Source organism: Roseobacter denitrificans OCh 114, assembly GCF_000014045.1.
Taxonomy (GTDB): domain Bacteria; phylum Pseudomonadota; class Alphaproteobacteria; order Rhodobacterales; family Rhodobacteraceae; genus Roseobacter; species Roseobacter denitrificans.
Map to the genome: position 1 here is coordinate 3,230,966 of NC_008209.1, position 25,462 is coordinate 3,256,427.

Here is a 25,462-nt window from a genome sequence, read left to right on the forward strand (position 1 = left end):
ACCCGCCTTTGCGGTTTAATTACTGGTCAGCGTTATATCGCGTGTGGCCAAGGGTTCAACGGTTGGCCGCAAGCCCAGCAGCGGGGCGATGCGGCGGATCATTTCAGCCGCCACCGGTACGGCCGTCCAGCCCGCTGTCCGGCGCGGTTCATCACTGGTGGTTTCAACAGGTTCATCCAAGGTGACGATCAGCACATATTTCGGATCATCTATCGGAAAGATGGAGGCAAATGTGGCGATGACCTTGTCTTCGTAATATCCGCCCCGGCTGCCGGGTTTGTCCGCTGTGCCGGTCTTGCCGCCGACCGCATAACCTTCCACATTGCCAAAGCTGGCGGTGCCCTCGGTCACAACTTTTCTGAGCATTTCGCGCGACGCCGCAGAGGATTCTTCGCTGAACACACGCGGCCCCTTTTCGGGATTGGTCGTTTTCAGGATCGTTGGCTGCACGCGGTAGCCCCCGTTCGCGATGGCTGCATAGCCCGCGGCCAGATGCATCGGCGAGGTCGACAAGCCATGGCCATAGGAAATGGTCATCGTGCTCAGTTCAGACCAGTTGGGCGGCAGCAGGGGCCGACCGGTCGCGGCCTCGACAATTTCGAAACCGGTGGTTTCGAGCATCCCAAGCTCGTCGAGGAATGCCTTTTGCCGTTCTACGCCAATATCTTGTGCAATACGCGCCGTCCCGATGTTGGAGCTTTTGACGATGACTTTCGTGACCGACATTTCGTCCCCGTAGTTGCGGAAATCACGAATACGGTGTTTGCCCCAGCGCAGCGGACCTTTGGTGTCGATAATCGTATCAGGGTTGACCAGTCCCAGATCCATCGCCTGCGCCACGGTAAATATCTTGAAGGTCGATCCCAACTCGTAAACCCCCTGCACCGAGCGGTTGAAGAGCGGGCTGTCGGACGCATCGCCAGAGGTGGCGGGGCGTGGCCTGTCATTGGGATCAAAGGTCGGCAGCGAAACAACACTGATCACTTCGCCCGTGTGCACATCCATCAGGATCGACGTGGCCCCCTTGGCATTCATCAGTTTCATCCCGCCGTACAACACCCGTTCCGCCGCCGCCTGAACGGTCAGATCAAGCGACAGTTGCAGCGGCTCATGCGCTTTCGCGGGATCACGCAGGTAGTCGTCGAAATACTTCTCGACACCGGCCACCCCGATCACCTCGGCTGCCCGGACGCCTTCCTTGCCAAAGCTCGCTCCGCCCAGCACATGCGCCGCCAGTTGCCCGTTGGGATAAAGACGCATGTCGCGCGTGGCAAAAAGCAGCCCGGGATCGCCAATTTCATGCACCGCTTGCATCTGCTCGGGGCTGATCTTGCGCTTTACCCATAAAAACTTGCGCTTGCCGGTGAAGTCTTCGAGCAAGTCCGCCGCATCCAGATCGGGAAAGACCTTGGCAAGCTCCCGTGCGGCGTGCTCAGGGTCGATCATCTGCGGCGGCTGCGCATAAAGCGCGTGGGTTTCAAAATTCGTCGCCAGGAGGTTGCCGTGACGATCCACGATATCCGCCCGCGCCGCATGAATTTGCGCACCGGGTGCGCCGACGCGCGGCTCGGTCGGTTCCGATGTCGCCAGCATCCCCATGCGCAGGCCGACAACACCAAAGGCCACAACGAAAAACAGCCCCAGCACCAAAAGCCGCCCCTCGGCCCGCTGGCGCGCCTGATCGCGCATCTGCTCGTGGCGGATGCGGATGTTTTCCCGCTCGATCGCATCGGGGTTTTCGCCCCGGCTGCGTGCATCCAGAATGCGGGCAAGCGGGCGCAGTGGCGTGCGGATCATTGGCCGACCTCGGCGTCTGTTTCCGAGAGGTTTGCCAGTTCAACGATGTTGGCGATCTCGATCAGCGGATCCGGCGGATAGGCCACCTGATCCACATGGCCAAACTGCTCAGGGCGCAGAGGCAAAAGGCCAAGGCGGTCAAAGTTAATCTCGGCCAGATCGCGCAGCCTGTCAGGACGGTTCAGATAGGCCCATTCCGCCTTGAGCATGGACAGGCGCTCATGCGCGGCACGGATGTCCTGGCGTAATTCGCGCGTTTCCGCCAGCGCCGCTTGCGTCGCATAGTTCTCCCGGTAGGCCCAGAACGCCAATGCAATGACGCCCAATGTGGTCACAATAAACAAGAATGTCCGCATCAGTTCCCCACTTTCACGACCGGCATGCCGACCGATTTTGCATCTATCACGCCCGCTGGCGCTTGCGTGCGCACCGCGATGCGCAATTTGGCCGACCGCGCGCGCGGGTTTGCCGCGACTTCCGCGTCATCCGCCACGATCGCCTTGCGCGAGCGCAGCGTAAAAGCGGGCGCATCCCGCTGCACTTCGGGTGCGAAACGGTTCGCATTCCCGCCCGCACCTGCCCGCGCGGTCAAAAACCGCTTTACCATGCGATCCTCGACCGAATGAAAGGTGACAACGGCCAACTGACCACCCGGCTTCAAGGCCCGTTCTGCGGCCATAAGCCCTTGGTATAGCTCACCATATTCATCGTTCACCGCGATCCGCAGCGCCTGAAAGCTGCGTGTTGCGGGATGGGATTGCCCGGGTTTGGCCCGCGGCAGGCAGCGCTCGATTATTCCGGCCAGATGCAGCGTCGTGGTGATCGGCGCAAGGGCGCGTTCGGTCAGGATGGCCTTGGCAATGCGACGGCTTGCACGCTCTTCGCCGTATTGAAACAGGATGTTGGCAAGGGTTTCGGCGGAAGCCTCATTGACGATATCCGCCGCGGAAGGCCCCTCTTGGCTCATCCGCATGTCCAGCGGCCCGTCGCGCATGAAGGAAAACCCACGCTCCGCCAGATCCAGCTGCATGGAGGACACGCCAAGATCCAGAACGACACCGTCAAGTGCCACGGCATAGGTGTCCATTTCAGAGAAGACACCAGGTTGTTGCACCAGCCGCGTGCCGTAGGACCCCGCCCAGTCAGCGGCCATTTCAAAGGCCAGCGGGTCGCGGTCAACCGCGATCACACGATCGGCACCAGCCTCCAGAAGCCCGCGCGTATATCCCCCCGCCCCGAATGTGCCATCAAGCCACACCCCCTGAACTGGGGCCACCGCGTCCAGAATGGCGGGCAGCAAGACAGGGATATGAGGCGACGTCGTATCAGCTGTGGCAGCAGCAGACATAACTCAGCCCCCCTGCCCACCGGTGCCGCGCACGTCCGACAGCCGCACGCCATCCAACAGCACCAAGGGGTCGAAATCATCCGGCAGCGCATCGAGAATCGCTTCGGTCTTAGCTGTTTCTTCGGTCTCGTATGTCTCGGGCTTCCAGATCTGAAATGTATCACCCGCCGCGCTGAAGAAGGCCTCATTTTCGAGGCCGATCTTCTGGCGCAGCTTTGCGGGCAGAACCAGCCGTCCGGTATCGTCAACGGAGATGGTGACAGACTGCCCCTGAAAGAGCCGTTCCATGATCTTGCGCTCGGGAGAACCGCGCGGCATCTCGGCGATCTTGGCATCCACCTCATCCATCGCTTCGATGGTATAGCATTCGAGGTAGCTGCGGCGATGATCCCCGTAAACAATGACCAATTCAGGGGCCGCGCCGGGCGTCCAGTTCGGGTCGCAAGCCTCGATCACACGGCGGAAAGAGGCCGGAATAGACACCCGCCCCTTTGCATCGACCTTGTGATGGCTTTCGCCTCTGAACCTGCGGCTCACTGCCTCATCCCAATCTCATGCGCCCCTCAAAGGGTGGCGCGTATCCCCCGGTCTTGAAATGGAAACGGCGGGTTGATCTGCTGCCACTGATCAACCCGCCGCCCTCGTCCCGCTGAGCGGGGAAGTCCAGCTGCGCGCGCCACCTGGGGGGATGTCTGCTCGCTCACGCGCCGGATCTCTGTCGTGATGAAAGCGAGATGCCTGTATGAAACCTGCTAGAGTTTTTATCTGCGTGGGGTCGTTTGCTGCCCCGGTCCCGTTCTCATCTGGTGAGGACAGGTATAATATGGGAATTCATGGTAGAGCAAGGGAAATTTTGCAAATTTACCTCAACTGTGGCCGTTCCGCGTGATGAGAATATGGGCATTCCGGTCGTTGACCGCACCAATTGAGCACATATAGACAATGAATGACAATTTCTACACAATATGTAGCCACAGCCCGATAATGAAAAAGTCTCCCGTTAATTCCCAATAAACTGGCATAAATCACGCGGATTCCCGAAGTTCAGGGCACATATGCAATGACGCCGCCCTGAAAAGTACCGCAATGAGCCAGAATCAAATCACCGGATCGGCGCTGATGCAGGTAAATCCCATTAATTCCCGTATAGGCAAATAATGGGGGTTAGCATTGCAAACGATACCGTCCTCAGGCCATACCGCCCTTGATGAGCCCGTCCGCGATACGCGCATAGGCCTGCGCCATGGCACTTTGACCCACCGCGATCGGCGTCCCGCCATCCCCGGCCAGACGGGTTTCAAGATCAATCGGCAGCGTCCCCAGCAAGGGCACGCCCAGTTTATCCGCTTCGGCGGCCACCCCGCCTTGCCCGAAAATCTGATGCTCTGATCCGCAATCGGGGCAGACGAACATCGACATGTTCTCGATCAGCCCCAGCACGGGTGTCTTGAGCGTCGCAAACATATCCAATGCCTTGCGCGCGTCGATCAGCGCCACATCCTGCGGAGTCGAAACCACGATCGCGCCGGTCAGTTCCGATTTTGTGCACAGCGTCAATTGCACATCCCCCGTACCGGGCGGCAGATCAACCAGCAGCACGTCAAGCTCGCCCCATTCAACCTGCCCCAGCATCTGCTGCAATGCGCCCATCAACATCGGTCCGCGCCACACCACCGCCTTGCCTTCTTCCATCATGAAGCCGATGGACATCATCGTCACCCCATGTGCACGCAGGGGAATGATGGTTTTGCCATCCGGGCTGGCGGGGCGTTTGTTGACCCCCATCATGCGCGGCTGGCTGGGCCCATAGATATCCGCATCCAGCAATCCGACCCTGCGCCCGGCCTTGGCCAGAGCCACCGCAAGGTTCGAGGACACCGTTGATTTCCCGACACCGCCCTTGCCCGACCCGATCGCCAGAATGTGCTGCACGCCGCTGGGTTTGGTGGGCCCCGCTTGCGGCTTGGGGTGGCCCCCAATCTTGAGGCTTGGCGCTGCCGGTTTTGCCTGCGCGGGGCCATGCGCCGTCAGCGCAACGGACGCCGATTGCACGCCGGGCAGTTCGCGAACCGCCTTTTCTGCCGCATCGCGCAGAGGCCCCATCTGACGGGCAACCTCGGGGCTTGGCGCCTCGATCACAAAGCGCACATTGCCGCTGTCAATCGCCATCGCACGAATCAAATCATGCGCAATCAGGCTACGCCCGTCCGGCAGCGTGATGCGATCCAGCGCGGCTTCGATTTCAGCTTTTGTGATAGACATGCCTGATTTCCCCTCATCTTAGCCACTCCATATAGCAACAGAAAACCGAAGTACCACCGGCAGCATCCAATTGCCTGAAACTTCGGCGGGATGCACAGAATTCGCTCTTTTGGCCTATGCAAATGCTGCATAGCAGAAATGTTTGCATCAGCTATTGTGCAAGCGCAGCATTATCCTAAGTATGAGTGCAAGTGATGAGCGGTTGAGAGCAAGAGTAAATGACGTATTACAATCACATCAAATCACCGAGCGCGTTCGAACGGCTGCTGGCGTGGGGTGCGCATGGATTGCAGCAGGCAGCCGTCGCGCATGCACGGTACAGAATTTACCGAAGCTCGCTGAGCGAATTGCGCGCGTTGAGCGATCGCGAACTCGAAGACCTTGGCATGAGCCGTTACGTGCTGAAGGACATTGCGATGCAGACGGCAATTGAACAAACAGCTCGCGTGAGCTGACTGACGTTCGGGCATCCTCTCCTCCCTGAGACGCCCGCATGTTGGCGGCGGCATCTATCCTCCTCCCAGATGCCGCCGTTTACAAACAAGACCACAGGCCCGCAGGCGGCGGATACGTTTGTGGGCAACCGGATCAGGTCAACCCCTCCTCCTCCCTGGGTTGATCTGTACCAAGGCGGTGGCGCCTATCCTCCTCCCAGGCGCCACCGTCCCTATTTCAGGAAAACGATCAACGACAGCCCGCCGCCGGGAACATCTGCAGGTGTGGCTGAGGCGTTCGGCCAAGGTCAGGGGCGCAGAACCAACAGCTCTTCAAACCGGGTCATATCCGCGAAGCTGCAAAAAGCGGGCGGTTTCAGGGGCACCACGGGCGCATCCCTGACAAGATCGGCATGGATTTCACTCAAAGCGCTTTCCCAAACCGGGGCTTCATCATCCGTGAGCCAGTCGATGGGATAGCCGAACGTCATATGAAACACGTAAAGATCGTGCGTGTCATGCCGATATCCAAAGGGGGCGATCAGCGCGTCCCGCCAGGCCCGTAATACTGCCTCATCCGCTTCCTGCGCCCCTTGCAGGATGAGTCCCGTTGGTGCGACCCCGGCGATGCGCACAGAAAACGCGGGCGGCGGCACGAAGCCGGCCAACCGTTCAAGTACATGCGCCGTGGCATGGTCGATCCCTGCGTCCCGGCTGATGTCTTTTGGCCATGCATCCGCCGTGCGTCGCGTTTCGATCGCGCCCTCGAAGACCGTCATGTGCAGGCTGGCGGCGGGCGTGAACAAAAACCGTTGGGCACCGCGCAGCGCCTGCATTTTCGAGCGCGCCGCCAGTATCGCGTGATGGGTCGGGTGCGCCGTATCAAGATGGCAAATGACGGTGTTGCCAGCTTCGGGCAGAAACGCTGTACGGCTATAGCGCTGGCCCAACCGCGCCGGATCGTTGGCGTTGTTGCGTCTGGTCATTTTCTGGACATAAGGGTTTGGCATGCGACACGTATCTCCCAACAGGCGCTACCGCGTCAAAGGCTGTCCGACCCGCAGCTTGCGCGAATGTCCTTTCACGGCGGCGATTTTTTTCAGAACGGAATATCGTCCGCTGCCGTGATGAATTTGGCTATCACCTTCTTGGTGCCAGCCTTTTCAAACGCGATCTCCAGCTTGTCGCCTTCGATTGCGATCACGGCACCATAGCCGAATTTCTGATGGAAAACCCGTTCACCGATCACGAAACTGGACAAGGCAGAGGCGTCAATCACCGTATTGCGCGACTCGCGGGGTTGAGAAACGGGCCGGTCCTGACTGCGCGCCTGAAGCCGCCGCCAGCCGGGGGAATTATACACATTCGCTTCGGCTGCCTGATCATGCAGGGTACTGCGGGGAGCTGCGGCCCCGTATCCGCCCCCATAAAGCCCCGGCGGGGTCAGAACTTCCACATGCTCTGGCGGCAATTCGTCGATAAACCGGGACGGCATCATAGACTGCCAGCCCTTCATACCTTTCGAAAAGATAAGACGATTGGCTACAAACGATATTGTACATAGCTTTTTTGCACGGGTAATACCCACGTAAGCTAATCTACGTTCTTCCTCTAAACCTTTGGCAATTCGTTTTCCATTTCTAACTTCGGTGCCACCTTCATCCATTGAACGTTGCGAAGGCAACAGACCGTCCTCCCAGCCTGGTAAGAAAATTAACGGAAATTCGGTTCCCTTGGCGGCATGCAAGGTCATGAGGGTAACTTTCTCTTCGCCCGCATCTCTTTCATTGTCCATGATCAGGCTGACATGCTCCAGAAAGCCCTGTAGGTTCTCAAAGTTCTGAAGCTGGCTTACCAGTTCCTTGAGGTTTTCCAGACGCCCCGGCGCCTCGGGTGTCTTTTCGTTTTGCCAATGGGTCGTATACCCGCTTTCGTCGAGGATGACCTCGGCAAGTTCGATGTGAGAAAACGCAAGCGCGCCCCCGCCCCCGTCGTCAATGACCGCATCCCCATCCACCTGTTTGCGCTGATGCAGCATGGTGATCCACCGGTCGATCCCCTCAACCAGTTTGCGCAATTCCGCGCCACCCTTGCCTTTGATCAACCCTTGGGCAACGGCCAAGCGCGCGCCTTCAAAGAGGGAGACGCCATTTGCGCGCGCTGTCGTCTGAATGGTCTGCTGCGCCTTGTCGCCAAGGCCGCGTTTGGGCGTGTTCACGATCCGCTCAAACGCCAGATCATTGTCCGGGCTGACAACGACGCGGAAATAGGCCATGGCATCGCGGATCTCCATCCGCTCGTAAAAGCGCGGGCCGCCGATGACGCGGTAGGGCAGACCGATGGTCAGGAATCGGTCTTCAAACGCGCGCATCTGGTGGCTCGCACGCACAAGGATCGCCATGTCATCAAGGCTGAATTTCTCAAGCCCGCGGGTGCCGCGTTGGGCGGCTTCGATTTCATCCCCGATCCAGCGGGCCTCTTCCTCACCATCCCAATGCCCGATCAGGCGGACTTTTTCACCCTCGGTCACGTCGGTAAAAAGGGTCTTGCCAAGACGGCCCTCATTGCCCGCGATCACGCCCGAGGCGGCGGCCAGAATATGCGGGGTGGAGCGGTAATTCTGTTCCAGTCTGACCACATGTGCGCCGGGGAAGTCTTTTTCGAAGCGCAGGATGTTGCCCACCTCCGCCCCGCGCCAGCCATAGATCGACTGGTCGTCATCGCCCACACAGCAGATGTTCTTGTGACCCGCCGCCAAAAGCCGCAGCCACAGATACTGCGCGACGTTCGTATCCTGATACTCATCCACGAGGATATAGGCGAACCAGCGCTGATACTGTTTCAGCACGTCCTCATGCGTCTGAAAGATCGTCACCATATGCAACAACAGATCGCCGAAATCGACCGCGTTCAACTCGATCAGGCGGCGCTGATACTGGGCGTAAAGCTTGACGCCCTTGTGGTTATACGCCCCCGCCTCGCTCGTCGGCACCTTTTCGGGCGTGAATGCGCTGTTTTTCCAGCCATCTATGATGCTGGCCAACTGCCGGGCAGGCCAGCGTTTGTCGTCAATGCCTTCGGCAGACACCAATTGCTTGAGCAGGCGCAACTGATCGTCCGTGTCCAGAATGGTAAAATTCGACTTCAACCCCACCAGTTCCGCATGGCGGCGCAGCAGTTTGACACAAATCGCATGAAAGGTGCCAAGCCATGGCATCCCTTCAATCGGCTGGCCCAACATTTCGCCGACGCGGTTTTTCATTTCGCGCGCGGCCTTGTTGGTGAAAGTCACCGCCAGCACTTCGTTCGGGCGCGCGCGCCCTGTGTTGAGCAGGTGCACTATCCGCGCCGTCAGCGCCCGCGTCTTGCCCGTCCCGGCCCCCGCAAGCATCAGGACCGGTCCGTCCAATTGCTCCACTGCTTCTCGTTGCGCGGGGTTCAGCCCGTCAAGATAGGGTTGCGGGCGCGCCGCCATCGCGCGCGCGGAGAGCGATGCGCCCTCAAAAGCGTCCATGTCATCAAAACTGCTCATACCCCACCCTAGCGCGCGATCGCACGGAGATAAAGAGAAGTTCACACTCTGTTCTGCAGCTTTTCCGCTCTGGACAATCCGCTGATCTGGCAGGCAAATAGGCGCATGAGCCTGCACAACCGCTATCCCGCGATCGCCGATCTGCGGACCCGCGCCCGCGCCCGTATACCGAAATTCGTGTGGGAGTATCTCGATTCGGCAACCGGCACCGAGGCCACGCAGCGGCGTAACCGTACTGCATTGGACCGTATTGGCCTGCGCCCCTCGATCCTGCATGGCGAATTCGCCCCTGATCTGAGCACCGCGTTTCTCGACGTGAAACGCCCGCTGCCGTTCGGGGTCGCACCTGTGGGCATGTCCGGGCTGATGTGGCCCGATGCCGAAGGGCATCTGGCCCGCGCAGCGGCGCGCGCACAGATCCCCTATTCGCTGTCAACTGTTGCCAGCCAATCCCCCGAAGACGTCGCACCGCATCTTGGCCCGGATGCATGGTTTCAGATGTATCCACCGCGCGATCCGGATATTCGCACCGATATGCTGGCGCGGGCGCGGGCCGCGGGTTTCGCCACCCTGGTGCTGACGGTGGATGTGCCCGTCGCCTCGCGCCGCGAGCGGCAGACCCGCTCTGGCCTGACCCAGCCGCCGCGCCTGACACCGCGCCTGTTGGCGCAGGTTGCCACAAGACCGGCGTGGGCATGGGGAATGGCACAGCGCGGCATGCCCCGCATGCGCGGGCTTGAAAAATACACCCCAAAAACCGAAAACGCCCTGTCCTCGACACAACATGCCGGATATCTGCTGCGCACCTCCCCCGACTGGGACTATGTCGCATGGCTGCGCGACGCCTGGGATGGCCCTTTCGTGGTCAAGGGCGTGCTGCGGGCCGAGGATGCAGAGCCGCTGAAAAAACGCGGTGTTGATGCGATCTGGGTCTCAAATCATGCGGGTCGCCAGTTTGATGCGGCCCCGGCCAGCATTGACGCCCTGCGCGATATCCGGGCCGCGACCGACCTGCCGCTGATCTTTGACAGCGGCATCGAAGGCGGGCTTGATATTCTGCGCGCCTATGCGTGTGGTGCGGATTTCGTCATGCTGGGCCGGGCGTTTCATTATGCGCTGGCAGCTCTCGGACCTCTTGGCGTGGATCATCTGATTGATATTCTGACCAAGGACATCGAAGCGAACATGGGCCAACTTGGCGCGCGGACGCTGCGCGCGGTGCCAGTGCCCTTTGATCTGGCCACGGACAGGCCTGCTCTGTGATGGTCGGGCTGTGCGCTTGGTACTTTACTTTAGGTCGGCGAAATGCTGCACTGCGGCAGTTCGCGGGCCATCCGTTCGTACGCGTTTACGCCACGTGTAAATCCGCCTAGACAGTTGACGAGACCGCCAAACCCAAGAGAGTCACATGCCAGAATTCAAAAAAATCCTCATTGCCAACCGGGGCGAAATCGCGATCCGCATCATGCGCGCAGCAAACGAGATGGGCAAGAAAACCGTCGCCGTGTTTGCCGAAGAGGATAAACTGGGCCTGCATCGTTTCAAAGCGGATGAGGCCTATCGGATTGGCGAAGGTTTGGGGCCGGTTGCTGCCTACCTCAGCATTGACGAGATCATCCGTGTGGCAAAGGAATCGGGCGCCGATGCCATTCACCCGGGCTATGGGCTGCTCTCCGAGAACCCGGATTTTGTGGACGCCTGCGATCAGAATGGCATCGTCTTCATCGGCCCGCGTGCCGAAACAATGCGCGCGCTGGGGGACAAGGCCTCCGCCCGCCGGGTGGCCATTGAAGCAGGTGTGCCGGTGATCCCGGCCACCGAAGTGCTGGGCGATGACATGAAGGCGATCAAGGCCGAGGCCAAGGAAATCGGCTATCCGCTGATGCTCAAGGCATCATGGGGCGGCGGGGGGCGCGGCATGCGCCCGATCCAGCAAGAGGACGAGTTGGAAGAAAAGGTCCTTGAGGGGCGGCGCGAGGCCGAAGCTGCCTTTGGCAATGGCGAGGGCTATCTGGAAAAGATGATCCTCAAGGCGCGCCATGTGGAGGTTCAGATTCTGGGCGACAAGCATGGGGACATGTATCACCTGTTTGAACGCGACTGTTCGGTCCAGCGGCGCAACCAAAAGGTCGTCGAGCGCGCGCCCGCCCCCTATCTGACGGAGGCGCAGCGTGCTGAAGTCTGCAAACTGGGCTATGATATTTGCAAACATGTGAATTACGAGTGCGCGGGCACGGTCGAATTCCTGATGGATATGGACGATGGCAAGTTCTACTTCATCGAAGTGAACCCGCGCGTACAGGTTGAACATACCGTCACCGAAGAGGTGACCGGCATCGACATCGTGCAGGCGCAGATCCTGATCGCAGAGGGTAAAACCATCGCCGAGGCCACGGGCAAGCCGACGCAGGCGGATGTGCAACTGAACGGCCATGCGCTGCAGACCCGGATCACCACCGAGGACCCGCAGAATAACTTCATCCCCGACTATGGCCGCATTACTGCCTTTCGCGAGGCGACGGGCATGGGCATCCGGCTTGATGGCGGCACTGCCTATTCCGGCGGTGTGATCACGCGCTATTACGACAGCCTGCTGGTCAAGGTCACCGCCAAAGCGCAAACACCGGACGCGGCCATCGCCCGGATGGACCGTGCCCTGCGCGAATTCCGCATCCGGAGCGTGTCCACCAACATCGCCTTTGTCGAGAACCTGCTCAAACACCCGACGTTTCTGAACAATGAATATCACACCAAATTCATTGACGAGACGCCCGACCTGTTCCAATTCTCCAAGCGGCGCGATCGTGGCACCAAAGTGCTGACCTATATCGCCGATATCACCGTGAACGGCCATCCCGAAACCAAGGCCCATCCGCGCCCGCCGGCCCATGTCAAAGACCCCCGCCCCCCCAAGGAACGCGCGGAACCCATGATGGGCACGCGCAACCTGCTGGAACAGAAGGGCCCGCAGGCGGTTGCCGACTGGATGAAGCAACAGCGTCAGCTCTTGATCACCGACACCACCATGCGCGACGGGCACCAGTCGCTGCTGGCCACGCGGATGCGGTCCATTGATATGATCAAGGTGGCGCCGAGCTATTCGGCCAACCTGCCGCAACTCTTTTCCGTTGAATGTTGGGGGGGCGCGACCTTCGATGTGGCCTATCGCTTCCTGCAGGAATGCCCCTGGCAGCGCCTGCGCGATTTGCGTTCCGCCATGCCGAACCTGATGACGCAGATGCTACTGCGCGCCTCAAACGGGGTGGGATATACCAATTACCCGGATAATGTGGTGCAGGAATTCGTGCGCGTCGCCGCCAAGACCGGGGTGGATGTGTTCCGCGTCTTTGACAGCCTCAACTGGGTTGAGAACATGCGCGTTGCGATGGATGCCGTGATCGAGAACGGCAAGGTCTGCGAAGGGTCCATCTGCTACACTGGCGACATCAATGACCCGGATCGGGCAAAGTATAACCTGAAATATTATGTCGACATGGGCAAGGAACTGCGCGACGCGGGGGCCCATGTGCTTGGCCTCAAGGATATGGCGGGCCTGCTCAAACCCGCCGCCGCGCGCCAGTTGGTCCGCACCCTGAAATCCGAAGTCGGCCTGCCGATCCATTTTCACACCCATGATACCGCCGGCGTGGCCTGTGCCACAATCCTTGCTGCCTCCGAGGCGGGTGTGGATGCGGTGGACTGCGCGATGGATGCGCTGTCGGGCAACACCTCGCAGGCGACGCTGGGCTCTGTTGTTTCGGCACTGAAACACACCGACCGCGACACCGGGCTGGATATGTCCGCGATTCGCGAAATTTCCGATTATTGGGAAGAGGTGCGCAATCACTACGCCGCCTTTGAAACCGGCATGCAGGCGCCCTCCTCCGAGGTTTATCTGCATGAAATGCCCGGCGGCCAGTTCACCAACCTCAAGGCGCAGGCGGCGAGCCTTGGGCTTGCGGATCGCTGGCACGAGGTCGCACAAACCTATGCCGAGGTGAACCAGATGTTTGGCGATATCGTCAAGGTGACGCCATCCTCCAAGGTGGTGGGCGATATGGCCCTGATGATGGTATCGCAAGGGCTGAGCCGGGCCGACGTGGAAAACCCGGACACAGATGTCTCCTTCCCGGACAGTGTCGTGGATATGATGCGCGGCAACCTCGGCCAACCGCCCGGCGGTTTTCCCGAGGCCATTGTGAAAAAGGTGCTCAAGGATGAACAACCGATCCTTGACCGCCCCGGCAAACACCTGCCCCCCGCCGATCTCGAAGCCCTGCGCGCAGAAGCCTCCAATCTGATGGAAGGCAAGCTCGTTGATGATGAGGACTTGTCGGGATATCTGATGTATCCCAAGGTGTTCCTAGATTATATGGGCCGCCATCGCACCTATGGGCCGGTCCGGGCGCTGCCCACCAAGACGTTCTTTTACGGCATGGAACCGGGCGAAGAAATCAGCGCGGAAATCGACCCCGGTAAGACGCTCGAAATTCGTCTGCAGACGGTCGGCGACACGGGTGAAGACGGTGAGGTCCGGGTGTTCTTTGAGCTTAACGGCCAGCCCCGCGTGATCCGCGTGCCCAACCGCCTCGTAACGGCAAGCACGCAAAAACGCCCCAAAGCCGAGACCGGCAACGCCAAACATATCGGCGCGCCCATGCCGGGTGTTGTTGCCTCCGTTGCGGCCAAGGAGGGCGGCAAGGTCAAGGCGGGTGATCTGTTGCTCACCATTGAAGCGATGAAAATGGAGACCGGTATCCACGCCGAAAAGGCCGCCACTGTCAAAGCCGTACACGTCAGCCCCGGCGGCCAGATTGATGCCAAGGACCTGCTGATCGAGTTTGAATAACATCTGGAAAGGGTCGGCCTGAACGCCGGCACTATTCCCTTATTACGCGAAAAGCCGCCTCGGAATTGTCAACTTTTGTTGACACAGATCAAGGATCATCTGTACGCTGGACCTACGATAGATACAGGCTGCTGAAGGATGAACCACACTACGGCTGGGGGGCAAAATGCCGGATCAAGACTCCCCTCGCGCGGCGAGGACGCAGGCCCGCTATCACCGGGTCCAGACAGATGTGCTACAACTCAAATCACGCCTGCCTCAGGCAGACGTAGGGGATATCGTCTCCGAGGTGTTGAACCGCGTCACCGCGCTCAGAAAAGCCAATGGCGACAGGGTCAACCTGCCCACACGCCAGAAAGTCGAAAGGCTGTGTTACGCGCTGATCTCGGATGACATGAACGAAGGTGCCGCGTTCATCCACGATGTGCAGGAAGATGGCGCGACCCTCGAAGCCGTCTATCTGAACTATCTCGCGGAGGCTGCCGCTATTCTGGGCGAATGGTGGGACGACGACCATGTCACTTTTCTGGAGGTGATCATTGGCAGCAGTCGAATTTACGCGATCATGCGGGATCTTGGCTATCTGTTTGTGCCTGACCGACTTGTTGAGGTGAAATCGGCAATCTTTGCAACGGTGCCGCATGAAACCCATGTTCTGGGCGTACAGATGGCAGCGGACCTCTTTGGCGCCGAGGGCTGGAACATCGAGGTCATGAGCGGACTGCCTCATGAAACGCTTGTGGAACAGATCACGCAAAGCCCCTTTCACATTCTCGGCCTGTCAGCGGGCGGCGCTCATTCTGCCGGCGCATTGGCGCGATTGATTGTTGCGGTGCGGCTGGCAAGACCCGATATGCGCATTTTCCTGAGCGGTCAGATCGTGCGGACATCACCGGACCTCGTTGCCGTCATGGATATTGATGGCGCGACCAATGATATCGAAGAGGCCAAACATATCCTGCACGACCTTTGGCTGGACTCCAGCGCGCAGGCGGGCTGACCCTCACAAGCGGGCCGGCACAGAGGCCAAAAAAATATGCGTATCGGCGTTTTACCTCTTGCAGCGGACCGCCGCTCTATGTATCTCCACAGCACCCAAGGATGCGGGCGTAGCTCAGGGGTAGAGCATAACCTTGCCAAGGTTAGGGTCGGGCGTTCGAATCGCCTCGCCCGCTCCAAATTTACCAAAGCCTTACAGTTGTTTAGCTTAAAACATCTGTAAGGCTGGTCAATCTCAAATTTATTGTTTCGTGTTAACGTTCACAGCTATGGATGATCATGATTCTGGAGTGTTTCCGAAGTCTGTGAAGACAAGGTGCTCGAAGCAGAGCTTCGGCGTGTATGCTCTCCCCCTGAGCTACGCCCGCATTTTGCCAAACGAGTAGTTTTCTGCCGAAAATTCTGATGTTCGCCACTTCGAAACGTAGGTGTTAAATAGCCGTTTGCTGCATAAGGTGTGACCTGCCCCCCGAAACTTCCCTCATTCTGATGTAGAGTTTGCTCAACCTTTTGAAGGAGCAAGCGAATGCGAAAGAGCCGTTTTACTGAGGCACAAATTATCGGGATGATCAAAGAGCAAGAGGCTGGCATGCCGACGGCGGAGGTGTGCCGTAAGCACGGTCTCAGTCAGGGCACGTTCTACAAATTTAAATCCAGATATGGCGGCATGCATTGCCCGGCAACACATGCAGAGCATGTGTGAGAGGGAGGTTTCTGACACCGCAAGGCTGAAGGCGCTTGAGGACGAGAATGCCAAGCTTAAACGCCTTCTTGCAGATCAGATGTTGGACAACGTGGTGCTGAAGGATTTGCTGGGAAAGAACTGACGACATCAGCTGAACGGCGGGACGCCGCGCTCCGGGCGATGCGGGATCATGAAATCTCGCAGCGTCGGGCGTGCAGGCTCGTTGGTGTCGACCCTAAGACTGTCAGACGCGACCGTCCGCCTGACAATCCCAAGATACGCAAAGAAATGAAGAAGATCGCCAATAAGCGGCGCAGGTTTGGCTATCGCCGGATCGGCATCATGCTTGAGCGCGAAGGATATGTGATGAACCACAAGAAGCTTTATCGCCTCTACACAGAAGAAAAACTGGGGGTCAGGCGACGGCGGGGCCGCAAGCGGGCGCGTGGATCGCGAACACCGATGCCAGAAGCCCTGAGGCCGGGCGAAGGTTGGTCTTTGGACTTTCTGTCTGACACGTTCGGTGCATCCCGTAGGTTCCGCATTCTGGCCATGAACGATGACTGCTGCCGCGAAAACCTATGCCTTGTTGCAGACACGTCGATCTCTGGTGCCCGGGTGGCGCGCGAGTTGGATGCTTGGTTGCGTGTCTATGGAAAGCCAAAGAGCATTGTCTCGGACAATGGCACCGAGTTCACCAGTCGGGCGATCCTAAAGTGGGCAAACGACAACAAGGTGGATTGGCACTACATCGATCCGAGCAAACCCCAACAGAACGCGTTCATCGAAAGCTTCAACGGCAGCCTACGGGACGAACTGCTGAACGAGGAGATGTTCGACAGCCTGGACGATGCCCGGCGCAAGCTGGCCCTCTGGCGTTACGATTACAATAACATCAGGCCACACTCATCGCTCGGGAACAAAACGCCTACAGAAGCGCGCCGGACGCTTGAGCAATTTGAGGGCTCCGCACCCGACGCGCTTGCCCATACGGACAACGAAGAATATGAAAATCAGACCCGCAAACTCTCGTTATGAATGAGGGAGCCTTGGGGGGCAGGTCACAACTTAAGCTTTCATAGCTCGCTCCTCGAATGTGATAGGGCTTAGCTAGCCGATGGTCGAGTGGCGACGCTTCGGGTTGTAGAAGCGTTCGATGTAATCGAAGACATCTGCGCGCGCGTGCTTTCTGGTTCTGTAGGTTTTGCGTTTGATCCGTTCTGTCTTAAGCGAAGAGAAGAAGCTTTCCATTGCAGCGTTGTCCCAGACATTCCCTGAACGGCTCATCGAACAGGTGATGCCGTGATCGGCCATCAGTCGCTGGAACGGCTCACTGGTGTATTGGCTGCCCTGGTCGGAATGGTGCAGCAACTCGTCGGGCCTGCCTCTGCGCCAGATCGCCATGATCAGAGCGTCCGTGACCATCTGAGACGTCATTTGTTCGCTCATTGACCAGCCAACGACACGCCGCGAGAACAGATCGATGACGGCTGCAACGTAGAGCCACCCTTGCGCGGTCCAGACATAGGCAGCCATTGGTGCCAAAAACCCTGACGACGGACACCACTGTTAATCTACGTTTCACAATTCATTGTTTACCTTCACGAATTGGCAGGATCTCTATGGTTTGATTTCACGGGACTGCGTCATAATCATAGTGTTAGTTCGTCATGATGCCCTTTTTAAAAACGAACGAAACAGCCTTGCAGTGCTGGACATAACGACAGTCTAGAGCGTCTGACGAATTGCCTGAAATATCAGGCATTTCGTAACGCATTGAAATCTTGTATTTGAGCCAGCGTTACGTGATTCAGGTCTTCGCATCACGCTCTAGCGCTCAGTGAACTTCAACTCGATGCGACGGTTTTGAGCCCGCGCTTCTGGCGTGTCTTCGACCGCAACGGGCTGGAATTCGCCAAATCCGTTGGCAGCAAGTCGGTTTGGTGGGATACCAAGGGTGTCCACCATGTATTTCACAACGGACAAGGCACGCCCCTGACTAAGTTCCCAGTTGTCAGCAAATTGTCCAACACCAGAAAGCGGCAAATTGTCGGTATGTCCATCCACGCGGATGATCCAGTCAATTTCGGGTGGGATTTCATCTGCAACGCTTGACAGAATCCGCGCGACCTTCGCGATTTCCTCCTGGCCCTCCGACGACAGATCCGCGCGCGCCGGCTCGAACAGCACTTCGGACGAGAAAACGAACCTGTCACCTTCGATCCGGACACCTTCCTGCCGTCCAAGCACATCTCTTAGTCTTCCAAAGAACTCTGACCGATACTGTTCCAGGTTCTTCGTTTGCGCCGTCAAACGCGCGGCTTCAGCCTCAAGACGCGCTTTTTCTTCTTGCAATCTGACCCGCTCGGCCTCCTCCAGCGCCGCCCGGCGACGTTCTTCGGCGGCAACACGCGCAAGGGCCGTGTTCAGTTCTGAACCAAGTGACTGAAGCTGTACCTGTTGCGCGGCATCACGTTCCTTTGCATCATCCAACACGGCCTGCAAATCACCCAGTTGCGTTCGCAATGCAGCGACCTGTTGGTTCAGCAGTTCCGTCTGCCGCTGCGCCCGCGCGCTGATGTCTTGTTGTTGCGCCAATTCTGCGCGTGCCTGAGACAAAAGCGCAGCGCGGCGTTCACTTTCACTGGACGTATCGCTGGCCATTATTTCCGCAGCTTGCTTTGCCGCCAATGCCGCTGCGAGTTGTGCACGCAAGGCGGCCGCGCCGGATTCAGCGTCCTGTTGCGTCTCGAGTGCCTTCGCTTCGGCTGCCGCCCGCGCCGCAGCTTCGAGCGCTGCCGTCTGCTGCGCGGCATCAAGATCGGCCAGCACCTCCGAAAGCCGTGCGGCAATCAGATCGCGCTCGGCTTGCGCAGCACTCAGCGTCTCTCGCAAGGTGTCGGCCTGCTCCCTTTCTGCCTCAAGACCGTCGATGGCGAGCAAAGCCGCGGCAAGTTCACGGTCCAAATCTGCTTCTGCCGCCCGTGCGGCTGCCAAAAGTGTCAATGTCTCTTCTGCGTCTCGCCGCTGGCGTTCCAGCGCCAGTGTCATCGCCGACAGTTCGGCATCCGCTTCCTGCAGGCGCGCGCGCAGAAGTTCCGCCGCGGCGGCCTCGGCCAGACGCCCTGCTTCTTCCTCTGAGAATGCTTGCGCCGTGGCATCCACTTGTGCTGTCAGTTCAAGAATTTCTCCCTGCGCCTGCGCATTTTGTCTTTCAAGATCAGCGACAAGCGCTTCCAGCGCCTCGCGCCGCGCCGCGGCCAGTCGCGCCTGTTCGATCTGCGCATCGATCTCTGAACGCGATGCTGTCAGAGCCCGATTCAGAGCGTCGCGCTCGCGGATGAGTTCCGCTTGTGCGTCCTCAAGTTCGGCACGCGTATCTTCCAATGCGGCGACCGTACCCAAAGCTGTGTCCCGCTGCGCCATCAATACCGCAACCTGCGCCTCGAAATCCGTGATCTGTGTCTGCGCCTGCGACAGGGCCTCAGCCTGCGCATCACGCGTCGCCGTCAGCGCGGCGATGCGGGCCTGCGCATCATTTAACGTCGCATCCAACTCACCGACACGACCGCGCAATTGCGCATTTGCCTGCTCTTCCAAACCAAGGGCCTGTGCCAGTGCGGCAACCTCTCCGGCGAGCTGGTCCAATTCGGTTTCCTGTCCAGTGATGCGCTCGGTCAGGACGAATTGCACCACCATGAAAATGGTCAGCACGAACATCAGTACCAGCAAAAGACCCGTCATCGCATCGACAAATCCGGGCCAGATCGACGCCTGAAACCGCGCACCTGTTCGCCGCGACAGCGCCATCAGCCGTCCCCGGGTGTGGTTTTACCCAAGGGCCTCGGCGCGCGCGGCTTGATCGCTTCGGCGAGGCGATTGATGTCTGCGCGCAACTCGGCAAGGCTCTCCTGGCGTCCGGCGGAAATCTCTTCGAGAATGCGCAGCATCTGCACGTCGATGGAGCGCAGCCGCATCCTGCTTTCCGCGTCGATCCCATCGCCCTGCCCTTGCGTTTCGATCAGCGCGATCAGCCTTTCCTGACCCGCAGCAACACGTTCGAGCGCCGCACTTGCAGGATCAGACCCTTCCATCCGCTGGGTCAGCTTTTCGATGGAGGCCGCCAGACTACCGAGGGTTTGGTTCACCTCGTTGCGGCCCTGATCCGCGTGCAGATGCATTTGCTGCAGGGTATCCATTTGCTCCGTCATGTGATCGACCACGCCGGCAAAGCCGTGCTGATCACCAGAAGCCTCATCCCCGGAAGTGAATCCGACCCGCGTGATTGAGCTGAGCCACTCTTCAAGCTCGCGGTAGAAGCGGTTCTGCCCGTGGCCTGCAAAAAGTTCGAGCAGTCCAACAATCAGCGACCCGGCCAGCCCCAAAAGGGACGAGGCAAAGGCAACGCCCATACCGTCCAACTGATCTTGCAGCCCGCTCATCAGCCGGTTGAAGACCTGAACACCACCCTCCCCGTCTTGCGGGGCGAGGCTGCCGATGGTCTCCACAAGGGCGGGCACAGTTGTAGCCAGCCCGTAGAAAGTGCCCAAAAGCCCAAGGAAAATCAGCATACTGACGATGTAGCGCGTGATTTCACGCACCTCTTCGATCCGCGTCGCCACTGATTCAAGTATGGAGCGGGACGACGAGGCATTGACCTGCATGCGCGCACCGCGCTGACGCAACAGCGATGCGAGCGGCGCCAGAAGCTGCGGTGCCTTCGTGCTGGAATCCAACGTGCCCGTCGCAAAACCCTCGATCCAGCGCACCGAGCCAATCAACTGCAGGACCTGATAAAAACAGGCCACAACACCAATGGCGAAAACGAAAATGATGAAGCCATTCAGGTAAAGATTGGCCTGAAACACGGGCAACACGCTGGGTAGTGCCAGAAAAATACCAAAACCGGACAGTCCCAGTACAATCAGCATCAAAGATATTTGCCTTACCGGCTGGGAAAAGACAGGTCTCGTTTCGAGGTCTGGTAACGCCATGCGTTCCCGCTCCTGACCGTTATTGTTCTGCTCTGCGCATAGTTTACACAGAAACGTAAAGGAAGTGCCAAGGATTTATGAGGTCAGCGCACGAACCCGCTGGCTGAGCCACTCAAGGTCGGGGTCATGCAGCCCGATCTCGGTCAGGTGTTGTGCGGTGTTATAAAGATATTCCGTGTTCGGCCCCATCCCACCGACCGCTGTGGAAATGATCTGCGCCTGTTCCTCAAGAGGCAAGCCGCCGCAGTATTGCACATGGTCCGGATTGATCACATAGGCCAGCGCTGTCACCCGGCGGCCATCAACCAGATCAACATCAAGCTCACGTTCGAGGTAGGCCGAGGAAATCAGCTCACGCTCGCGCAGATAGGCCAGCGTCTCAGCTTCTGTGCCCGCTTTGACCGCGAGCGCCACGCCCTCGCAAGCGTGAGACGGCTCTTCGTCCAGCGCCAAGACAAGACCGGGGTGCGTTTCCGAGCCTCGATGGTGAATGGACCGCATACAAAAAGAGCGCGCATAGCCGGGCAAGGTCGCGATAACCTGTTCGGCCACCTCAAAACCCGGGTTCCACAGCAGACTGCCATAGCCAAATACCCACATCGTCATTGCACTGGTTCTCCTTGCCTGCTTTGCGTAAACCCCAAAACGGCAGGAGATTAAAGAGGTATACGATGCGGCGTCTGGTTTGGTTGGGGTTTATCTTTGCCGTGTTATGGAGCGGATGGTGGTTTTTTGCCGCCTCTGGCTTGCAGTCGGGCCTGACGCGCTGGTTCGAGGACCGGCGCAGCGATGGCTGGCAGGCCGAAATAGCGGACACAGCGCTTTCCGGGTTCCCTTTGAAACTGGATGTAACACTGGCGCGGCCCATGCTGGCAGATCCCGAAACCGGCGTCGCCTTTGAGACCTCCTCGGTCATGATCAGCGCGCCGACCTATTGGCCGGGCTATGTGTCGTTGTTTTTCCCGCAAGACGAGATGCTGTTTGCCAGCCCATCCGGTCGCAGCACCTTAACAGCCGATACGGCGGTCGCCAATCTGCGCCTGCATCCGGGTGCTACACTGGAAGTGGAAGAACTGGCGCTGACGTCCGGCCCGTGGCGTCTTGACACGCCGGACGGCAGCCTGATGTCCGCGCAAGGGCTGTCTGTTGGCATGCGGCAGGACGTCGAAAACGCAAACCGGTATGCCGTGACGCTGGATGCGCCCGCCTTTCAACCAGGCAGCGTGCCGCGCGCTGCACTGCGAATCCCAACGGATTGGCCGATCGCCTTTGACAGCCTGACGATGGACATGACCATCACCTTCGATCGCCCGTTTGACCGCAGCACACTTGAAACACAACGACCGCAGCCGCGCAGAATTGATCTGTCGCTGGCTCAGGCCGCATGGGGCACGTTGTTGTTGCGCGGGGCTGCAGATCTGGATGTCAGCGCCACAGGCGCCATGACCGGTGAGGTTTCCTTGCAGGCAAAGAACTGGCAGGACATGCTGGTTCTGGCCGAAACCGCCGGTGTTTTGCCCCCCGCCCTCAAGCCACAGGCAGAGAACATTCTGCAAGCGCTCGCGCGCGGCAGCGGCAATCCGAATTCAATAGATGTCACCCTGTCGTTGCGCGACGGTACGGTCTTTCTCGGCTTTATACCGTTGGGGCAAGCCCCCCTGCTCATCCTGCGTTAACGGCAGTAGGGGCCACTGCGGTAGCGGGCTGTGTCAAAGTGAAAGTGATCCCGGTGAAACCGATCTGATTCCGGCCCGAGCACCGTGCCGAATGGCCCACATGCGCCTTTATGCAAACGACGCATCGCTTTCGATGTGGCCGGATCATTCCACCCGCTGCGCACCGTGATCAATGTGCCATCGCGCATCTGCAAACCTGAAATATCGATGGCGCGCCCTTTGCCATGTTCGGAAATGCGCCCACCCGGTCGGTTATTGCGCGTGCGGCAGGCGTAATGCGCCGCCACGCGGATGTTCTTCAACCCGCCCCCTTTGCGCGAAAAAGCAGGTTTGGCCGTCTCATCAATCCATGTTTTCAATGCCTTGGCCGTACCACAATCCATCACGGAATGTTGGCTCAACCCGATGCCGGAGACCGCGCGGATACGCACCGCATCAGTAACGCCACAACCTCTTTTTGAACCGGGCACACGGCCCACAACCACGCCCTGAATGTCGACATCCCCGCAGACCGCGCCTTTCTTGCGCAGCCGTTCCTGCGCGCGGGCAATGCGGCGGAACTTGCGCGGTCGCAGTTCTGGTCGGAGAGACTGGGCAAGCCCGCGCCCGCCCTCGACAGCCGCTTGACCCGCCGCATCTCTGGGTCGCGGCGCGATGGATCCCGATTGTTCCAGTTTCAGCCCCGCGCCATCGCGGTGAACAGGGCGCAAAGACGTATCTGGCGCTGCAATCGCGCCCCCTGCCGACACCACAAATGCAAGGATCAACGATCTCATGGACCGGATTTCTTGCGGCCGAAGTCCGGCGCATCCGTGTCCTGGCCCGCTTCGATGATACCGCGCCGGATGGCCCGCGTGCGCGTAAAGTAATCGTGCAGATGATCACCATCGCCGGTGCGGATCGCGCGTTGCAGCGCGAACAGCTCTTCGGTGAACCGTCCGAGTATTTCCAGCGTGGCGTCCTTGTTGGACAGGAAAACATCGCGCCACATGGTCGGATCGCTCGCCGCGATGCGGGTAAAGTCCCGGAAGCCGGCAGCGGAATAGGTGATCACCTCCCGGTCAGTCACGCGGCTGAGGTCATCGGCCACACCCACCATTGTGTAGGCGATCAGGTGTGGCGCATGGCTGGTGACGGCAAGGACAAGGTCGTGATGGTCTGCCTCCATCTCCTGCACGTTGCTGCCGATGCCTTCCCACAGTTGGCGCAACCGGTCGACGGCCGCGCGGTCTGACCCCTCAACCGGCACCAGCAGACACCAGCGTTGATCGAACAATTCGGCAAAACCGGATTCCGGACCAGAGTGTTCGGTACCCGCCAGCGGGTGCCCGGGGATGAAATGGACGTTTTCAGGCAGATGCGGCCCGACACTGTCGATCACGTCGCGTTTGACCGATCCCACATCCGTCACAGTCGCCCCCGGTTTCAGATGGGGCGCAATATCAGCAGCGACCTGCCCCATCACCCCGACCGGCACGCAGAGCACCACAAGATCGGCACCCGCCACGGCCTCAGCCGCGCTGTCATAGACGTGATCACACAGGCCAATACGTCGTGCCGTCTCACGGGTCGCATCGGATCGCGCATAGCCCGTCACTTCGCCCGCGAGCCCCTTGCGTTTCATCGCCCAGAACATGGACGACGCAATCAGACCCAGCCCGATCAGGGCCACACGGTCGTAAATCACACTCATGAAACCCCCTTAAAACGCGCCAAGGCATCAAGCACACGCGTCACATCATCTGCCCGACCCACGGTGATACGCAACGCTTCGGGAAATCCGTAGCCTTTCACGATGCGCACCAGAATGCCTTCGCTTTTCAGATGCGCATCCGCTGCCAATGCTTCGGCCTCGTCCGCAAACCGCGCAAGCACAAAGTTGGCATGACTTGGGTCACAAGCGATGCCAAGCTGGTTCAACCCGCCCATGAGCCGCACCCGCTGTGCCGCGTTTTCCTGCAGGCATGTTTCAACAAAGGCACGGTCGTTCACCGCAGCCTCGGCCCCTGCCAGCGCGACCGAAGACAGGTTGAACGGGCCGCGCACACGGTTGAGCACGTCGATGACCTCTTGCGTGGCATAGGCCCAGCCGACACGCAGACCGCCAAGGCCATAGAGCTTTGAAAACGTGCGGGTCATCACCACGTTGTCAAATTCATCGACAAGAGATGCGCCCCCATCATAACCCTCGAAAAACTCGGCATAGGCGCCATCCAGCACCAAAAGACTTGTGGGCGGCACCGATTGCGCAAGGCGTCTTAACGCCTCCAGTCCAATCGCCGTCCCCGTCGGATTGGCCGGGTTGGCAATGTAGACCAGACGCGTGGCCGGGGTCAGCCGGTCGATGATCGCGTCGATGTCCACCGTTCTGTCTTTTTCGGGCGCCACAACCGGTGTCGCGCCGGCAGACAGTGCAAAAATGCGGTACATGGAGAACCCGTGCTCGGTGTAAAGCACCTCATCACCCGGCCCCGCGAAAGCCATCGCGAGCAAGGTCAGCAACTCGTCAGATCCGACACCGCAAATGATGCGCCCCGCATCAAGTCCATGCACCTGCCCGATGGCCATCCGCAGTGCGCTGTGATCCGTTGAGGGGTAGCGGTGCAGATCAAGCGCTGTTTCAGCGACTTTCGCACTGGCTGCCGGACTGCAGCCGGATGGGTTTTCGTTTGAGCTGAGCTTCAGCGGCTCTGCCTGCCCGTCAATCTGGGATGCCCCGCCCTGATACAGCGCAATATCCATAATACCTGGCTGAGCGGTAATCCTCATCTTTGTTCGATCCTCTTGTCTCACGCCGACAGATGGCGCGCGTGCGGGGCAGATAGCAACTGCAAAAGGGCTTCGCAAATGCAGCCAGGGGATGCAACATCCTGAATTCACAACATC

At 59.2% G+C, this 25,462-nt stretch carries 18 protein-coding genes, 1 tRNA gene and 2 pseudogenes; 7 read left to right on the forward strand and 14 right to left on the reverse strand.

Annotation, left to right across the window (positions count from 1 at the left end):
* Positions 1-15 precede the first annotated feature (15 nt).
* The 5 genes from RD1_RS15450 to RD1_RS15470 all read right to left on the reverse strand — a co-directional run bounded on the left by RD1_RS15450 (position 16) and on the right by RD1_RS15470 (position 5,407).
* A complete protein-coding gene (locus tag RD1_RS15450) occupies positions 16-1,797 on the reverse strand; it encodes a peptidoglycan D,D-transpeptidase FtsI family protein (protein WP_044033195.1) in 1,782 nt (593 codons plus the stop codon).
* Entirely contained in the window at positions 1,794-2,153 is a 360-nt protein-coding gene (locus RD1_RS15455) for a cell division protein FtsL (protein WP_011569478.1), read from the reverse strand. Before RD1_RS15455 ends, RD1_RS15450 begins: the two co-directional genes overlap by 4 nt.
* Positions 2,153-3,145, reverse strand: a complete 993-nt coding sequence (rsmH, locus tag RD1_RS15460) for a 16S rRNA (cytosine(1402)-N(4))-methyltransferase RsmH (RefSeq protein ID WP_011569479.1) — start codon at positions 3,143-3,145, stop codon at positions 2,153-2,155. Before rsmH ends, RD1_RS15455 begins: the two co-directional genes overlap by 1 nt.
* Positions 3,146-3,148: 3 nt before the next feature.
* On the reverse strand, positions 3,149-3,682 hold the full coding sequence (mraZ, locus tag RD1_RS15465) for a division/cell wall cluster transcriptional repressor MraZ (RefSeq protein ID WP_011569480.1): 534 nt from the start codon (positions 3,680-3,682) through the stop codon (positions 3,149-3,151).
* A gap of 651 nt (positions 3,683-4,333) precedes the next feature.
* A complete protein-coding gene (locus tag RD1_RS15470) occupies positions 4,334-5,407 on the reverse strand; it encodes an Mrp/NBP35 family ATP-binding protein (RefSeq protein WP_011569481.1) in 1,074 nt (357 codons plus the stop codon).
* A 218-nt stretch (positions 5,408-5,625) separates the two neighbouring features.
* Here RD1_RS15470 and RD1_RS15475 point away from each other — a divergent pair, with 218 nt between their 5' ends.
* A complete protein-coding gene (locus tag RD1_RS15475; protein WP_011569482.1) occupies positions 5,626-5,862 on the forward strand; it encodes a DUF1127 domain-containing protein in 237 nt (78 codons plus the stop codon).
* A 287-nt stretch (positions 5,863-6,149) separates the two neighbouring features.
* Here the strand turns inward: RD1_RS15475 and RD1_RS15480 are convergent, their stop codons facing one another.
* Positions 6,150-6,851 carry a DUF1868 domain-containing protein gene (locus tag RD1_RS15480; RefSeq protein WP_074958681.1) on the reverse strand — a complete coding sequence of 234 codons (702 nt, stop codon included), beginning with the start codon at positions 6,849-6,851 and terminating at the stop codon, positions 6,150-6,152.
* An 89-nt stretch (positions 6,852-6,940) separates the two neighbouring features.
* A complete protein-coding gene (locus RD1_RS15485) occupies positions 6,941-9,373 on the reverse strand; it encodes an ATP-dependent helicase (protein WP_011569484.1) in 2,433 nt (810 codons plus the stop codon).
* 105 nt (positions 9,374-9,478) lie between these two features.
* On the opposite strand from RD1_RS15485, the gene RD1_RS15490 reads away from it, so the two are divergent.
* The 5 genes and pseudogenes from RD1_RS15490 (at position 9,479) to RD1_RS15515 (ending at position 16,944) form a co-directional block, all read left to right on the forward strand.
* Positions 9,479-10,636 (forward strand): alpha-hydroxy acid oxidase, encoded by a 1,158-nt coding sequence (locus RD1_RS15490; protein ID WP_011569485.1) that lies wholly within the window; start codon positions 9,479-9,481, stop codon positions 10,634-10,636.
* A gap of 145 nt (positions 10,637-10,781) precedes the next feature.
* The gene (locus tag RD1_RS15495; RefSeq protein ID WP_011569486.1) at positions 10,782-14,222 is read left to right on the forward strand and encodes a pyruvate carboxylase; all 3,441 of its coding nucleotides are present in this window, start codon (positions 10,782-10,784) and stop codon (positions 14,220-14,222) included.
* Positions 14,223-14,388: 166 nt separating this feature from the next.
* Positions 14,389-15,222 carry a cobalamin B12-binding domain-containing protein gene (locus RD1_RS15500; protein ID WP_011569487.1) on the forward strand — a complete coding sequence of 278 codons (834 nt, stop codon included), beginning with the start codon at positions 14,389-14,391 and terminating at the stop codon, positions 15,220-15,222.
* 103 nt (positions 15,223-15,325) lie between these two features.
* Positions 15,326-15,400, forward strand: a tRNA-Gly gene (locus tag RD1_RS15505).
* 347 nt (positions 15,401-15,747) lie between these two features.
* Positions 15,748-16,944 (forward strand): annotated as a pseudogene (locus RD1_RS15515) (IS3 family transposase).
* A gap of 72 nt (positions 16,945-17,016) precedes the next feature.
* Here RD1_RS15515 and RD1_RS15520 read toward each other — a convergent pair.
* The 4 genes and pseudogenes from RD1_RS15520 to RD1_RS15535 all read right to left on the reverse strand — a co-directional run.
* A pseudogene (locus tag RD1_RS15520) lies at positions 17,017-17,433 on the reverse strand (IS3 family transposase); the annotation flags it as partial.
* Positions 17,434-17,736: 303 nt separating this feature from the next.
* Positions 17,737-19,716, reverse strand: a complete 1,980-nt coding sequence (locus RD1_RS15525) for a peptidoglycan -binding protein (RefSeq protein ID WP_011569489.1) — start codon at positions 19,714-19,716, stop codon at positions 17,737-17,739.
* Positions 19,716-20,900 (reverse strand): MotA/TolQ/ExbB proton channel family protein, encoded by a 1,185-nt coding sequence (locus tag RD1_RS15530; protein ID WP_011569490.1) that lies wholly within the window; start codon positions 20,898-20,900, stop codon positions 19,716-19,718. Before RD1_RS15530 ends, RD1_RS15525 begins: the two co-directional genes overlap by 1 nt.
* 75 nt (positions 20,901-20,975) lie before the next feature.
* On the reverse strand, positions 20,976-21,506 hold the full coding sequence (locus tag RD1_RS15535; RefSeq protein WP_011569491.1) for a gamma-glutamylcyclotransferase: 531 nt from the start codon (positions 21,504-21,506) through the stop codon (positions 20,976-20,978).
* A 65-nt stretch (positions 21,507-21,571) separates the two neighbouring features.
* Here RD1_RS15535 and RD1_RS15540 point away from each other — a divergent pair, with 65 nt between their 5' ends.
* Complete coding sequence (locus RD1_RS15540) at positions 21,572-22,576, forward strand: DUF2125 domain-containing protein (protein ID WP_050759093.1); 1,005 nt, start codon at positions 21,572-21,574, stop codon at positions 22,574-22,576.
* Here RD1_RS15540 and RD1_RS15545 read toward each other — a convergent pair.
* Genes RD1_RS15545 through hisC form a run of 3 tightly spaced genes read right to left on the reverse strand, consistent with a single transcriptional unit; the run spans position 22,573 to position 25,345 of the window.
* Positions 22,573-23,352 carry an extensin-like domain-containing protein gene (locus RD1_RS15545; protein ID WP_011569493.1) on the reverse strand — a complete coding sequence of 260 codons (780 nt, stop codon included), beginning with the start codon at positions 23,350-23,352 and terminating at the stop codon, positions 22,573-22,575. The two genes, RD1_RS15540 and RD1_RS15545, sit on opposite strands and share 4 nt — an antisense overlap.
* Entirely contained in the window at positions 23,349-24,269 is a 921-nt protein-coding gene (locus RD1_RS15550; protein WP_011569494.1) for a prephenate/arogenate dehydrogenase family protein, read from the reverse strand. Before RD1_RS15550 ends, RD1_RS15545 begins: the two co-directional genes overlap by 4 nt.
* Entirely contained in the window at positions 24,266-25,345 is a 1,080-nt protein-coding gene (gene hisC / locus RD1_RS15555) for a histidinol-phosphate transaminase (protein ID WP_011569495.1), read from the reverse strand. The genes RD1_RS15550 and hisC overlap by 4 nt, the downstream gene beginning before the upstream one ends.
* Positions 25,346-25,462 lie beyond the last annotated feature (117 nt).

Coding starts and splice junctions, on each gene's coding strand:
- RD1_RS15490 (WP_011569485.1), top strand. CDS start 9,479: ATGAGCCTGCACAACCGCTATCCCGCGATCGCCGATCTGCGGACCCGC.
- RD1_RS15495 (WP_011569486.1), top strand. CDS start 10,782: ATGCCAGAATTCAAAAAAATCCTCATTGCCAACCGGGGCGAAATCGCG.
- RD1_RS15475 (WP_011569482.1), top strand. CDS start 5,626: ATGACGTATTACAATCACATCAAATCACCGAGCGCGTTCGAACGGCTG.
- RD1_RS15540 (WP_050759093.1), top strand. CDS start 21,572: ATGCGGCGTCTGGTTTGGTTGGGGTTTATCTTTGCCGTGTTATGGAGC.
- rsmH (WP_011569479.1), bottom strand. CDS start 3,145: ATGTCTGCTGCTGCCACAGCTGATACGACGTCGCCTCATATCCCTGTC.
- RD1_RS15485 (WP_011569484.1), bottom strand. CDS start 9,373: ATGAGCAGTTTTGATGACATGGACGCTTTTGAGGGCGCATCGCTCTCC.
- RD1_RS15525 (WP_011569489.1), bottom strand. CDS start 19,716: ATGGCGCTGTCGCGGCGAACAGGTGCGCGGTTTCAGGCGTCGATCTGG.
- RD1_RS15480 (WP_074958681.1), bottom strand. CDS start 6,851: ATGCCAAACCCTTATGTCCAGAAAATGACCAGACGCAACAACGCCAAC.
- RD1_RS15470 (WP_011569481.1), bottom strand. CDS start 5,407: ATGTCTATCACAAAAGCTGAAATCGAAGCCGCGCTGGATCGCATCACG.
- RD1_RS15530 (WP_011569490.1), bottom strand. CDS start 20,900: ATGGCGTTACCAGACCTCGAAACGAGACCTGTCTTTTCCCAGCCGGTA.
- RD1_RS15535 (WP_011569491.1), bottom strand. CDS start 21,506: ATGACGATGTGGGTATTTGGCTATGGCAGTCTGCTGTGGAACCCGGGT.
- RD1_RS15545 (WP_011569493.1), bottom strand. CDS start 23,352: ATGAGATCGTTGATCCTTGCATTTGTGGTGTCGGCAGGGGGCGCGATT.
- RD1_RS15550 (WP_011569494.1), bottom strand. CDS start 24,269: ATGAGTGTGATTTACGACCGTGTGGCCCTGATCGGGCTGGGTCTGATT.
- RD1_RS15500 (WP_011569487.1), top strand. CDS start 14,389: ATGCCGGATCAAGACTCCCCTCGCGCGGCGAGGACGCAGGCCCGCTAT.
- RD1_RS15455 (WP_011569478.1), bottom strand. CDS start 2,153: ATGCGGACATTCTTGTTTATTGTGACCACATTGGGCGTCATTGCATTG.
- RD1_RS15450 (WP_044033195.1), bottom strand. CDS start 1,797: ATGATCCGCACGCCACTGCGCCCGCTTGCCCGCATTCTGGATGCACGC.
- hisC (WP_011569495.1), bottom strand. CDS start 25,345: ATGAGGATTACCGCTCAGCCAGGTATTATGGATATTGCGCTGTATCAG.